Origin of the sequence: Massilia polaris (genome assembly GCF_012927275.1) — a bacterium.
GTDB lineage: Bacteria > Pseudomonadota > Gammaproteobacteria > Burkholderiales > Burkholderiaceae_D > Telluria_A > Telluria_A polaris.
In genome coordinates, this window is record NZ_JABBGG010000008.1 from 73,777 (window position 1) to 87,104 (window position 13,328).

Below are 13,328 nucleotides of genomic sequence, written 5' to 3' on the forward strand. Positions count from 1 at the left end.
AGGATGGATTAGCTGAAGTCCAGTCCCAGCGTTGAAGCCACGGTGTGCATGTCCTTGTCGCCCCGGCCCGACAGGTTCGCCAGCACCAGCTTATCCTTCGGCAGTGTCGCCGCCAGCTTGGCCGCATAGGCCAGCGCGTGCGCAGATTCCAGCGCCGGGATGATGCCTTCGATGCGGCAGCAGTCGTGGAAGGCCTGCAGCGCTTCGTCGTCGGTCACCGACACGTACTGCGCGCGCGCCGAGTCCTTCAGCCACGCGTGTTCCGGCCCCACGCCCGGATAGTCGAGGCCCGCCGAGATCGAATGCGTTTCGATGATCTGGCCGTTCGCATCCTGCAGCAGGTAGGTGCGGTTGCCGTGCAAGACGCCCGGTATGCCTGCCGTCAGCGACGCCGCGTGCATGCCCGAGTCGATGCCGTGGCCCGCCGCTTCGACGCCGATCAGCTGCACGTTCTTCTCGTCGATGTAGGGGTAGAAGATCCCCATCGCGTTGGAACCGCCGCCGATGCAGGCGATGACGTAGTCGGGCTGGCGCCCCGTCATTTCGGGCATCTGCACGCGGCACTCCTCGCCGATCACCGACTGGAAGTCGCGCACCATCATCGGGTACGGGTGCGGGCCCGCCACCGTGCCGATGATGTAGAAAGTGTTTTCGATGTTGGTGACCCAGTCGCGCATCGCTTCATTGAGTGCGTCCTTGAGGGTCTTCGAGCCCGATTCGACCGGCACCACGGTGGCGCCGAGGAGCTTCATGCGGTACACGTTCTGGGCCTGGCGGCGCACGTCCTCGGCGCCCATGTACACCACGCATTCGAGGCCGAAGCGCGCACAGATGGTGGCGGTGGCCACGCCGTGCTGGCCCGCGCCGGTTTCGGCGATGATGCGCTTCTTACCCATGCGGCGCGCCAGCAGCGCCTGCCCGATGACATTGTTGATCTTGTGCGCGCCGGTGTGGTTCAGGTCTTCGCGCTTGAAAAAGATCTGCGCGCCGCCCATCAACTCGGACCAGCGCCTGGCGTGGTAGATCGGCGAAGGACGCCCGACGAAGTGCTTCAGCTCATAGCGGAATTCGTCGAGGAACAAAGGATCGCGGCTGTAGCGCGCATACGCTTCCTTCAGTTCCGCCAGCGCGTGGCTCAAGGTCTCGGCGACAAACGACCCGCCATACGGGCCGAAGTGGCCTTTGGCGTCGGGCAGCTGGTACTCGGTGGTTTTGAACAGGTGTGCGGCGGGGCCGCGTTCAGGTACTTCGTTCATGATGGTTTTCGCTTTCAGAGGTGGCGTCGGCTACCCGGACCGCCTGCACGAAGGCAGCGATCTTGCGGGCGTCCTTGATGCCCTTCTGCTGTTCGACACCGCTGCTGATGTCGACCGCATACGGGCGTACACGTACCACCGCGTCAGTCGCGTTTTGTACGCTCAAGCCACCACTCAAAACGACCCGAGGCGCGATTTCTTTTGGGACTATGGACCAATCGAAGACCTTTCCTGCGCCACCGTAGGCGTCCACGAAAGTATCGAGCAAAAGGCCCGAAAACAGCGGACTGGCGGCGCGGTATTCATTTTCGTATTCTAGCAAATCGGCGCCGCGGGTGTCGGGCCGTACCCGGAATACCCGCAAGAACGGCCGGTTGGCGATTGCCGCAAGCGCCGCGCACTGCGCCGGCGTCTCGTCGCCATGGAACTGCAGCTGCGATATGGGAACGATATGCGTGACCGCCGCGACTTCCGCCACGGTCGCGTTGACGAACAATCCGACCGTGGTGACAAACGGCGGCACCGCCGACGCCAGGGCCGCCGCCTGCGCCGCCGTGACGAAGCGCGGGCTCTTGTCGTAAAAGACCAAGCCGAGGGCGTCGGCGCCCGCGTTGACCGCTGCCGATACGTCTTCCGGGCGGGTCAGCCCGCAGATCTTGATGCGTGTGCGCTGCAAGGCAGCCTCCTTCAGGTCAGAACCAGCCGAGGGGCGAGCTGTCTTCCTGCGGCAGGCCCCACTTGGGATCGTACCCTACTTTGGCGAGATACAGCCCGTCCGGCATGAAGGTCGGCGCGGCCATGTCGCGGTCGCCGCTCTCCAGCACCTCGCGCATCCACGACACCGGCTGGCGGCCGATGCCGACATACACCAGCGAGCCAACCAGGTTGCGCACCATGTGGTGCAGGAAGGCGCCGGCGCAGACCGTGAAGACGATAACGTCGCCGCGCCGTTCGATGCGCAGTTCATTGAGCTTCTTGATTGGCGTCCTGGCCTGGCACTGGGACGAGCGGAACGCGGAAAAGTCGTGGGTACCGACCAGGCATTGCGCCGCTTCGCGCATCAGCTCGACGTCGATCGGGCGGAACACCCAGCCCGCGCGGCCGGCCAGCAGCGCCGAACGGTTCGGGTTGTTGTACAGGACGTAGTGGTAGGTGCGCGAATGAGCCGAGAAGCGCGCGTGGAACTCGTGTTCCGGGTCGTGCGCGAGCTCCCTGGCCCAGCGGACCACGATCGAATCGGGCAGGAAGGCGTTGACGCCGCGCACCCATGCGTTGATGGGGCGCGACAGATCGGTATCGAAGTGGATCACCTGCTCCAGCGCGTGCACGCCGGCGTCGGTGCGGCCGGCGCAGGTGGTCGGCAGTTCGACGCGCGCGAATTCCGCGAGTGCGATTTCAAGCCGGTCCTGCACCGTGTTGCGGTCGGGCTGCTTCTGGTAGCCGCTCCAGCTGCTACCGTCATACTGGACGCCGAGTGCTATCCGTTTCAGTTCGCGTCCCTCTGGTAAAGCACTCATTAACCCAGCTTCGCCCGCATCTCGTTCGCCTTGCCAACCTGCGCGGCATTGCCGCCCTTGATGACTTCATCCAGCAATTCGCGTGCGCCTTCCTTGTCGCCGATTTCCTGGTACGCGATGGCCAGGTCGAGCTTGGTTTCCATTTCCATGTCGGCGGTCGACATGTCGTCGATGCCGTCGCCGGAATCGTCGAGGCGGTCGAGTTCACCGAGGTCCGGCAGCGCGGTGTCGTTGGCGTCCTGCGGCTCCACCGGCGGCAGGTCGAGGTCGATGCCCGACATGTCGAACTGCGGCGCGGCAGGTGCCGCGATCGGCGCCTGCGGGGTTTCGTCGAGCGGCTCGAACGGCATGTCAGGCAGTGCGAATTGGTCGTCGGGCTGAAGGCCGTTGTCGCGCGAGGCCGTTTCCGGGGCCGGCACTGGCGGCATTGCCGGCAGGTCGAAGTCCATCATGTCGAGGTCGAGCAGCGAGTCCGGGCGCGCATCGGCGGCAGCTGTGCTGATGGCCGGGACCTGCGGCACATCGACGTCCGCCGTCAGGTCGACCATGCCGAATTCGCGCGCCGCTTCGTCGTCGGCGGGTGCACCCTGGCCGAGGTCGAGGCTGATATCGGTGAACGACGTCGTCGGTGCAGGCACCGCGGTCGGCTTTTCCGCAGCCGGCGAATCGAAGGACATGTCGAAGTCCATGTCGAACTCCTGCGCCGCAGGGACCGGGGCCGGAGCTTCATCGGCCAGGTGATCTTCCGCCAGCTTGTCGTCGGCAGGGGTTGCCATCGCGATCGGCTCGCTTTGCGAAACCGGCTCGAACGACAGGCCGCCGAGGTCGAAGTCCAGCGAATGGTCTTCCGCAGGCGCAGCGGCAGCTACCGGCGCCGGTGCGTCGAAAGGCTTCGGCTCGTCTTGCGCATCGGCCAGGCCGAGGTCGAAGTCCATCGTCGAATTGTTGGATTCCGCGTTCAGTGCGTGGTCCAGTTCCTGCGACAGGATCGCCTGCTGGCCGCGCTCTTCCATGCTTGGCTCAGGCGTGACGACTTCGCCGCTGGCGGCACTGGCGTACAGCGGGTTCAGTGGCTCGAGCGCCAGGCCAAGCGCGGCGGCTTGCGCCCAGTCGTCGCCCTGCCCTTTGGTGATGCCGTACATCTCGCTGGCCTGCGCTTCGAATGCGCGCTGGTCCTTGCGGGCAGCGTAGATCTCGAGCAGTTTCAGGCGAACCGGATTGCGTTCAGGATGGGTGCGCAGCGCTTCCTTGAGGATTTCCTCGGCCTGCGCGTCGCGGCCGTAGGCGATGTACACGTCGGCTTCGGCGACCGGGTCGACTTCATTGGTATCGAGCTGGCTGGCCGATGGCGCGAAGCTGGAGTTGAACACGCTGTTGTTGGTGTCCACGCTCTGGCCGCCCGCTTCGGCGAACATCGAATGGGCCTGGTCGGTTGGCGCGCCCAGGATCGACGGCTCGGTCGGGCCCTGCTCGGCCACCTGCTTGCGGCGGCGGGCGGAGGCGATGCCCACCAGCGCCAGCAGCAGCACGCCGAAGCCCGCCAATACGTAGTTGATGTTATCCATCACCATGTCGGCGAACGACGGCCCGGATGCTGCCGGCGTTTTCTTGACGACTGGCTTAACTGGCTTGGCCGGCTCCGCAGCCGGCGCCGGCGCGGTGTCGGCTGCGACAGGCGCCGCGGCGGCTGCCGTGGCTTCGACGCCGGCCTTGCTCTTGACCGTCATCAGCTGTTCGAGCTCGTTGACGTTGCGTTCGAGTTCCTTCACGCGCGCGGTGGCTTCGGCCAGCGCCTGGTCCTTGGCGATGCGATCTTCCTCGCTGGCGGCGGAGGTCTTGCCTGCCGCTGCGTTGGCTTGCGCTGCGCGCGACAGCTGCAGCTTGTCCTTCGATTCGGTGACCGCGGTCGGGCGTTCTTCGACGCGCGCGGTGATCTTGCCGGCGGCGCTTTGGCCCGCATCCGGCGCCTTGGTCGGCGCGCTGGTGGCGACCTGGCCCGCCAGCTTGTTGCGGTAGGCGTTGAAGTCTGCGGCATGCGCGACGACGACGCCGCGCGCTTCACCGTCGCCGGTGCCGCGGATGGCGCTCGAATCCGGCACCGACAGAATGCGGCCCGACTTCAGGCGGTTCATGTTATTGCCGATGAAGGCGTCAGGATTGGCGCGGTACAGCGCGACCAGCATCATGTCGAGCGAGATGTCGACCGGCTTCAGTTCGCCCGCGATCTCGCCCAGGGTATCGCCAGGCTTGACGCGGTATTCGCTGGCGGCCGTTGCGGCGCGTTCTGCGCGCGGAGCCGGCTGCTGCGGGACCGGCGTTACCGGACGCGGCGCGGGACGATAATCGGCGGCAGGCGCGGCGGCGGTTGCCGACGGTGCCGGCGCAGTGCGGGCAGCCTGCGGCGTGGTGTTCGATGGTGCGGCGACCTGCGCCGGCTGCGTCGCGCGCAGTTCGGCCGGATCGAGCAGGAAGGTGTACTCGCGCACCAGGCGCCCGCTTTCCCAGCTCAGTTCGAGCAGCATGTCGACGAACGGTTCGTTGAGCGGCTGCGACGAGGTAATCTTGATGATCTGCCGGCCGCCGCGCTGTTCGATCGCGAAGCGAAGCGACAGCAGGGCCGGATTGAAATCGATGTTCGCCAGGCGGAACGCATCGGGCGAAGCCAGCTTGGCGACAAGGCCGCTTGCTTCTTCGTTCGATACGGAAGTCAGTTCGATTTCGGCGCGCAGCGGCTGGCCGAGGGAGGACATGACGGTCAGCTTGCCAAGACCGGCGGCGTAAGCCGAAGAGGACAGCAACACGGCACTGGCGACCGCGCCGGCCAGGGCCTTCATCGCGAATGAGACGATCTTGGGGCGATTGTTTACATGCATAGTTGGCAGCATCAAGGTTAGCTAGGGGAAAAAGCGGTTTTCCCGGGAGTCTCAACATATCATCATGCTTTGGAGCATGCAAGCGTTTGGCCTGATATGTGAGGGGCTACGCCCGTAATAACGGGCGATTTGATGCATTCTTTAGCCAGCCGTTAGAAATGCGACAAATGCAGTGCCAGGCCCGGCACTGCACTTCTTGACAACTTACTTATCAAGGATAATACGAAGCATGCGGCGCAGCGGTTCGGCCGCGCCCCACAGCAGCTGGTCGCCGACCGTGAAGGCCGACAGGTACTCGCCGCCCATCGACATCTTGCGCAGGCGGCCGACCGGGATGGTCAGGCTGCCGGTCACCGCTGCCGGCGACAGGTCGCGCATCGATGCTTCGCGGTTGTTCGGCACCACCTTCACCCACTGGTTGTTGGCGGCGATGATGTCGTTGATCTCGTCGAGCGGAACGTCCTTTGTCAGCTTGATGGTCAGCGCCTGCGAGTGGCAGCGCATCGCGCCGATCCGCACGCACAGGCCGTCGACCGGAATCTCCTTGCTGCCGAACGAAGCGCCGCGGCCGAGGATCTTGTTGGTCTCGGCGCCGGCCTTCCACTCTTCTTTCGACTGGCCGTTGCCCAGGTCCTTGTCGATCCACGGAATCAGGTTGCCGGCGAGCGGCACGCCGAACTGCTTCGTTTCGTCGGCCGACATGCCATGCTGGGTCGCCAGCACGGCGCGGTCGATCTCGAGGATGGCGGCGGCAGGGTTGTCCAGCAGCGGCTTGACGGCGCTGTTGATGGTGCCGAACTGGGTCAGCAGCTCGCGCATGTGCTGCGCGCCGCCGCCCGATGCGGCCTGGTAGGTCATCGACGTCATCCAGTCGACCAGTCCGTGCTGGAACAGGCCGCCAAGGCCCATCAGCATGCACGACACGGTGCAGTTGCCGCCGACGTAGTTCTTCACGCCCCTGGTCATCGCGTTCTTGATGACGTCGAGGTTGACCGGGTCGAGCACGATGACCGCGTCATCGTTCATGCGCAGGGTCGACGCGGCGTCGATCCAGTAGCCGTTCCAGCCCGCTGCGCGCAGCTTCGGGAAGACGTCGCTGGTGTAATCGCCGCCCTGGCACGAGATGATGATCTCGCATTTCGACAGCTCGGTAATGTCGCTAGCGTCTTTCAGGGTAGTCTCGTTCTTCGCCATCGCCGGGGCTTTGCCGCCCGCGTTCGAGGTCGTGAAGAATACCGGTTCGATGTGGGCGAAATCGCCCTCGTCCTGCATGCGCTGCATCAGGACCGAACCCACCATGCCGCGCCAGCCTACCAAGCCTACTAATTTCATCGTCTTTCCTCGTTTATTTGAAAATTACCGTAATGCGTTCACGACTGCGTTGCCCATCTCTTCGGTGCCGACTTTGGTGGTGCCCGCCTCGTAAATGTCCGGGGTGCGCAGGCCCTGCGCCAGCACCTGCTTGACCGCAGTCTCGATGCGGTCGGCCTGCTCGGCTTTGCCCAGCGAGTAGCGCAGCATCATCGCGGCCGACAAAATCGTCGCCAGCGGATTGGCGATGCCCTTGCCTGCGATGTCGGGCGCGGAGCCGTGCGACGGTTCGTACAGGCCCTTGTTGTTCGCATCGAGCGAGGCCGATGGCAGCATGCCGATCGAACCGGTCAGCATCGCTGCGCAGTCGGACAGGATGTCGCCGAACATGTTACCGGTGACGATGACGTCGAATTTCTTCGGCGCGCGCACCAGCTGCATCGCGGCGTTATCGACATACATGTGCTCAAGCTCGACGTCGGCGTATTCCTTGTGCACGTCGGTGACGATGTCGCGCCAGAACTGGAAGGTCTCGAGCACGTTGGCTTTGTCCACGCTGGTCACGCGCTTGTCGCGCTTGCGCGCGGCCTGGAAAGCCACGTGGGCGATGCGGCGGATTTCGGATTCGGCGTAGCGCATCGTGTCGAAGCCTTCGCGCTCGCCCTTGAACGGGCCGTCCGGGCATTCGCGCACGCCGCGCGGCTTGCCGAAGTAGATGTCGCCGGTCAGTTCGCGGATGATCAGGATGTCGAGGCCCGACACCACTTCAGGTTTGAGCGTCGATGCGCCCGCGAGTTCCGGATACAGGATCGCCGGTCGCAGGTTGGCGAACAGTCCGAGCTCCTTGCGCAGGCCAAGGATGGCCTGCTCCGGGCGCAGTGCGCGTTCGAGCGTGTCGTACTTGTAGTCGCCGACCGCGCCGAACAGCACGGCGTCGGCGCTTTTCGCCAGCGCCAGCGTGGCGGGCGGCAGCGGATGGCCGTGGGCCGCGTAGCCGGCGCCGCCGACTTCCGCCTGCTCCATCTCGAAGCTCTCGCCGAGCGCGTTCAGTACTTGCACTGCCTGCGCCGTGATTTCAGGACCGATGCCGTCACCCGGCAGGATTGCTATTTTCATTGTGCTGTTCCGGTTCAGATGACGTTGGCCAGCCATGGCTGGGCAGCCAGGTGGCGTTCTTCGAAGGCGCGGATCTCGTCGGCGTGGCGCAAGGTCAGGCCGATGTCGTCCAGGCCGTTAAGCAGGCAGTACTTGCGGAAGGCGTCGATCTGGAACTCGTACGACAGGCTGCCGTCGAGCGTGCCGATGGTCTGCTTCTCAAGGTCGATCGCCAGGCGGAAGCCGGGGAAGGCCTTGACTTCGTTGAACAGGTGGTCGATCTGGCTTTCGGACAGCACGATCGGCAGCAGGCCGGACTTGTAGCAGTTGTTGAAGAAGATGTCGGCGAAGCTTGGCGCGACGATGGCGCGAAAGCCGTACTGGTCGAGCGCCCACGGCGCGTGTTCGCGCGAGGAGCCGCAGCCGAAGTTCTTGCGCGCCAGGAGGATCGACGCTCCCTGGTAGCGCGGCTGGTTCAGCACGAAGTCCGGGTTCAGCGGACGCGCGCTGTTGTCCTTGCCCGGCTCGCCGTGGTCAAGGTAGCGCCATTCGTCGAACAGGTTGGGGCCGAAGCCGGTGCGGTGGATCGACTTCAGGAACTGCTTTGGGATGATGGCGTCCGTGTCGACATTGGCACGGTCGAGAGGGACTACCAGTCCTTCGTGTAGCGTAAATTTGTCCATATTTCTCGCTTATGCCGTCGTTCCCGCGCAGGCGGGAATCCATGCCGCGCGTGATATTTGACTTCGTATGGATTCCCGCTTGCACGGGAACGACGGTGTGGTGGTTATTTTCCGCCCGCGCCGGTGACGATCTGGCCGGCCCTTTGCACGTCGCGGCCGACGCCGGAGATGGTGTTGCAGCCGGTGAGTACGATGGCGATCAGGGATAGGGCGAATACTTTTTTCATGGTGAGACTCTCAATAAATAGATGGTAGTTTTAGCGCAGTGCGCGTACATCGACGAAATGGCCGGCGATACCGGCCGCCGCCGCCATGGCGGGAGACACCAGGTGGGTGCGTCCGCCCTGCCCCTGCCGGCCCTCGAAATTGCGGTTCGAGGTGGAGGCGCAGCGCTCGCCCGGTTCTAACCGGTCGGCGTTCATTGCAAGGCACATCGAGCAGCCTGGCTCGCGCCATTCGAAGCCCGCATCCTTGAAAATCTTGTCCAGGCCTTCGCGTTCGGCCTGTTCTTTTACCAGCCCGGATCCCGGCACCACCAGCGCGAGGCGCACGTTCGATGCGCGCTGCTTGCCGCGCACGACAGCGGCGGCGGCGCGCAGGTCTTCGATGCGCGAGTTGGTGCACGAGCCGATGAACACCTTGTCGATGCGGATGTCCTCGATCGGGGTGTTGGGCTTGAGGTTCATGTAGATCAGCGCCTTTTCCATGGCGTCGCGGCGCACGGCGTCCTTCTCCTGTTCGGGATCCGGCACGCGGCCGTCGACCGAAGTGACCATCTCGGGCGAGGTGCCCCAGGTGACCTGCGGCTTGACTTCGGCGGCGTTGAGCGTGACGACCATGTCGAACTGCGCGCCCGGGTCCGAATGCAAGGTGCGCCAGTAGGCGACCGCCTGGTCCCAGTGCGGGCCGGCCGGCGAATACGGGCGGCCTTTGACGTAGTCGATGGTGGTGTCGTCGACCGCGACCATGCCGGCGCGCGCGCCCGCTTCGATCGCCATGTTACAGACCGTCATACGGCCTTCCATCGACAGCGAGCGGATCGTCGAGCCGCCGAATTCAATGGCGTAGCCGGTGCCGCCCGCGGTGCCGATCTTGCCGATCACGGCCAGCACGATGTCCTTGGCGGTGACGCCGGCCGGCATGGCGCCGTCGACCTGCACCAGCATGGATTTGGATTTACGGGCCAGCAGCGTCTGCGTGGCCAGGACGTGTTCGACTTCCGAGGTGCCGATGCCATGCGCGAGGCAGCCGAAGGCGCCGTGGGTCGAGGTGTGCGAGTCGCCGCAGACCACCGTCATGCCCGGCAGGGTCGCGCCCTGCTCCGGCCCGATCACGTGCACGATGCCCTGGCGCCGGTCGTTCATGTTGAAGTAGGTCAGGCCGTAGCTCTTGGCGTTGGCGTCCAGCGTTTCGACCTGCAGGCGCGAGGTCGGGTCGGCGATGCCATCCTTGCGGTCGGTGGTCGGCACGTTGTGGTCGGCCACGGCCAGGTTGGCGGAATTGCGCCACAGCTTGCGGTTGGCCTCGCGCAGGCCGTCGAAGGCCTGCGGGCTGGTCACTTCATGCACCAGGTGGCGGTCGATGTACAAGACCGTCGTGCCGTCTTCATCGGCACGCACGACGTGGGAATCCCAGAGTTTGTCGTAGAGCGTTTTTATCATGATGTGTGGTGTGGGGCGACGCATGAATCAAAGACCGAAAATGATTATGCCATATTTGTGCACTGCGTCAGCAAGAATGGACTTTTTGAACTTTATTTGCAAATTTTGCCATATTTGCGCATGTTATTTGCAAAATTAAGTATTTTTGCAAATAAAAAAATGCCTGCTGAATTTCAGCAGGCATTTCAACTTCCATGCAGCAAGAAGTTTTTTTCGTTACGCGGCCAGTTTGACGCTGCCGCGGCAGCCGTCCATCAGGAACGACAGGCCGATCACCAGCACCAGGTCGCCTTCGGCCGAACGCGCGGTACCGGTGATGCCGTCGACCGACAGCGCGGTCATCGGCTTGATCACCAGGTCGGCGGTGCCGTCCACCGCGGCCACCGCGAGGATGTAAGGCTGCGGCGCGGCGACCACGATGCCGACCTTTTCCGAGCATGCCTCGTAGCCGAGCGAACCGGCCAGCGAGCGCACCGGCAGCGGACGGCCCTGGTCCTTCAGGACCGGCGCGCCGCCAACCTGCGCGAAGGTGTCGGGCAGTTCGACCACGCGCTGGACCACCGCCATCGGCAGCGCCAGCAGCGCGCCCGAGGTCGAGACCAGCATGGTCGGCACGATCGACAGTTCGATCGGCAGGCGGATCGCGAACTTGGTGCCATGGCCGAGCGAGGATTCGATGTGGATCGCGCCGCGGTTCTTCTCGACGGCGGTCTTCACCACGTCCATGCCGACGCCGCGGCCGGACACCGACGACGCCACTTCCTTGGTCGAGAAGCCCGGCAGGAATACCAGCTGGTAGGCCTCTTCGTCGCTCTGGGCGCCGTTCTCGTTGATCAGGCCCTTCTGGATCGCCTTCTTGCGCAGGCTGACCGGGTCCATGCCCTTGCCGTCGTCCTGCAGCACGATCATGACGCTGTTCGCTTCCTGCCATGCTTTCAGCGCGATGAAGGCCTTGGCCGGCTTGCCTGCGGCGAGGCGGTCTTCCGGCGACTCGACGCCGTGGTCGAGCGCATTGCGCAGCATGTGCACCAGCGGGTCGTACAGGCTGTCCACCACGACGCGGTCGACTTCCGTCTCAGCGCCTTCGATGGTCAGCTCGACGTCCTTGCCGAGGTCCTTGGCCAGCTCGCGCACCAGGCGCGGGAATTTCTGGAACAGGCGCCCGACCGGCTGCATGCGGGTCGCCAGCGTGGCGCGCTGCAGTTCGGCCGAGTAGCGCGATGCGCGTTCCAGCGTTTCGGTCAGCGTCGCCATCAGGGTGGCGGCGGCGCCTTCGAACTTGAACTGCGACAGGCGCTCGAGCAGCACGGCAGCCTGGTTGGCGGCCTGCACCGATTCGCCGGCCACTTCGAGCAGCGCGTCGAGCTTGACCGCGTCGACGCGGATGCTGTCTTCCTTGGCCGGAGCCGAAGCGGCGCGGAACTCCTGCACCTTTTCTTCGCGGCGGTCGACGCCGTCCCAGCCGGGCTTGGCGCCGGCGGCCGGCGCGGCGGCAACTGCTGCTGCGGCGGCTTCGGTTACGGCAGGCGCGGCAGCCGGGGTGTGGGTGCCGGCCGGGGTCACGGCGACATACATCGCTTCCCAGTCCAGGCTATCGGCGCTGGCGGCGGCAACCGGCGTTGCGGCGACCACTGGCGCTGGCGCCGGTGCGGCGGCTGCGGCTTTCGGCGCGGGCGCCGATTGCGTCTTGCCTTCGATGGCGTCAACCAGGATGCGCTCGAGCGCATCCGGCATCGACGCCAGCTGTTCGGCCGGGGTGCCGTTGTTCAGGTCCGTCAGCTGGTCGGCGACGAAGCCCGACGCCTGCAGCGCAGCTTCGATCGCGATCGGCGTGACCGGCGCGGCGCCGGTGCGCAGCGCGTCGAACAGGTTCTCGGTCAGGTGGCAGGCCGCGACCAGCGCTGGCAGGTTCATGAAGCCCGCGCCACCTTTAATCGTGTGGAAGGAGCGGAACACCGCGTTCAGCGTTTCCTTGTTATTAGGATCGCGTTCGAGGCGGAGCAGGTGTTCTTCTACATTGACTGCCAGATCCATCGCCTCGACGACGAAATCCTTGAGCATATCGTCCATTAGAATCCCAGATCGGCAAGAAGGTCGTCAACGTTGTCCTGGTCAAGCGCGACGGACGGAGCCGACGGGCCGGACATCAGAGGGGCCGGCTTGGCAGCCAGCTTTTCGCGCACCGCCGGCGGCGCGTTGTCGCGCAGCAGTTCGGCCAGTTCCTGCTCGACCGATTTGGTGATCGTGACCACCTTCTTGATCAGCTGGCCGGTGATGTCCTGGAAGTCCTGGGCCATCATGATGTCCAGCAGGCGCGCTTTTTCCGCCTCGGTGGCCTCGGCCACCTGCTGGGCGAACTGGCGCGAGTCGCCGGCCAGCGCCTTGAATTCGTCGATCGACAGCTTGCCGGCGAACAGCTCGTTCCAGCGGGTGTCCATGGCCTTGGCTTGCTTCGACAGCACGTCCTGGGCCGGCATGCCTTCGTCCAGTGTGTTGAGCACCTTGTTGGCGGCCTGTTCGGTCAGCGAGGCGACGTATTCGAGGCGGTCCTGGGCGTCGTTGATCTGGCTCGACGCTTCGGTCAGCGCCTTGTCGTAGCCGAGCTCACGCAGGGAATCATGCAGCAGGCGCACGATGCCGCCGAGGCGCTCGTACATCGGGTTGTCGCCGTGGTCGACTTCCTCGTGGGCGGCGCCGGCCGCGGCAACAGCTTCCGGGGCGGCGGCAGGCACGGCGGCCAGCGCCGGGCGGGTCGATGCGACCTGGTCGAACAGGGCTTCCATGTCGTCCTCGTCGGCAACTGCCGGGGCGGCGGCCGGCGCGGCTGCCGGAGCGCTACTGCGCTGCGAGGATACTTCCTCGAATAGTGCGTCGAAATCGTCAGCGGCGTCGGTCATAATCCCTGCTTCTCCATTTGGTAGTCGCAACAAGC

At 64.8% G+C, this 13,328-nt stretch carries 11 protein-coding genes; all 11 read right to left on the reverse strand.

Annotated features, from left to right (window positions below; all coding sequences use genetic code 11):
- Positions 1 to 8: 8 nt before the first annotated feature.
- The 11 genes from trpB to HHL21_RS15015 all read right to left on the reverse strand — a co-directional run bounded on the left by trpB (position 9) and on the right by HHL21_RS15015 (position 13,293).
- Complete coding sequence (gene trpB, locus HHL21_RS14965; RefSeq protein WP_169467260.1) at positions 9 to 1,256, reverse strand: tryptophan synthase subunit beta; 1,248 nt, start codon at positions 1,254 to 1,256, stop codon at positions 9 to 11.
- A complete protein-coding gene (locus tag HHL21_RS14970; protein ID WP_370659738.1) occupies positions 1,240 to 2,001 on the reverse strand; it encodes a phosphoribosylanthranilate isomerase in 762 nt (253 codons plus the stop codon). Before HHL21_RS14970 ends, trpB begins: the two co-directional genes overlap by 17 nt.
- A complete protein-coding gene (gene truA / locus HHL21_RS14975; protein WP_229496462.1) occupies positions 1,949 to 2,773 on the reverse strand; it encodes a tRNA pseudouridine(38-40) synthase TruA in 825 nt (274 codons plus the stop codon). Before truA ends, HHL21_RS14970 begins: the two co-directional genes overlap by 53 nt.
- On the reverse strand, positions 2,773 to 5,646 hold the full coding sequence (locus HHL21_RS14980) for a motility hub landmark protein FimV (RefSeq protein ID WP_169467264.1): 2,874 nt from the start codon (positions 5,644 to 5,646) through the stop codon (positions 2,773 to 2,775). The genes truA and HHL21_RS14980 overlap by 1 nt, the downstream gene beginning before the upstream one ends.
- Before the next feature lie 204 nt (positions 5,647 to 5,850).
- Positions 5,851 to 6,978 (reverse strand): aspartate-semialdehyde dehydrogenase, encoded by a 1,128-nt coding sequence (asd, locus tag HHL21_RS14985; protein ID WP_169467266.1) that lies wholly within the window; start codon positions 6,976 to 6,978, stop codon positions 5,851 to 5,853.
- 24 nt (positions 6,979 to 7,002) lie between these two features.
- A complete protein-coding gene (leuB, locus tag HHL21_RS14990) occupies positions 7,003 to 8,073 on the reverse strand; it encodes a 3-isopropylmalate dehydrogenase (protein WP_169467268.1) in 1,071 nt (356 codons plus the stop codon).
- A 14-nt stretch (positions 8,074 to 8,087) separates the two neighbouring features.
- Positions 8,088 to 8,735: a 3-isopropylmalate dehydratase small subunit gene (gene leuD, locus HHL21_RS14995; protein WP_169467270.1), complete on the reverse strand. Its 648-nt coding sequence runs from the start codon at positions 8,733 to 8,735 to the stop codon at positions 8,088 to 8,090.
- A 104-nt stretch (positions 8,736 to 8,839) separates the two neighbouring features.
- Positions 8,840 to 8,962 (reverse strand): entericidin A/B family lipoprotein, encoded by a 123-nt coding sequence (locus HHL21_RS15000; protein WP_169467272.1) that lies wholly within the window; start codon positions 8,960 to 8,962, stop codon positions 8,840 to 8,842.
- A gap of 30 nt (positions 8,963 to 8,992) precedes the next feature.
- Positions 8,993 to 10,396, reverse strand: coding sequence for a 3-isopropylmalate dehydratase large subunit (gene leuC / locus HHL21_RS15005; protein ID WP_169467274.1), 1,404 nt, complete (start codon positions 10,394 to 10,396; stop codon positions 8,993 to 8,995).
- A gap of 216 nt (positions 10,397 to 10,612) precedes the next feature.
- Positions 10,613 to 12,466: a chemotaxis protein CheA gene (locus HHL21_RS15010; RefSeq protein WP_169467276.1), complete on the reverse strand. Its 1,854-nt coding sequence runs from the start codon at positions 12,464 to 12,466 to the stop codon at positions 10,613 to 10,615.
- On the reverse strand, positions 12,466 to 13,293 hold the full coding sequence (locus HHL21_RS15015; protein WP_169467278.1) for a protein phosphatase CheZ: 828 nt from the start codon (positions 13,291 to 13,293) through the stop codon (positions 12,466 to 12,468). Before HHL21_RS15015 ends, HHL21_RS15010 begins: the two co-directional genes overlap by 1 nt.
- Positions 13,294 to 13,328: the final 35 nt, after the last annotated feature.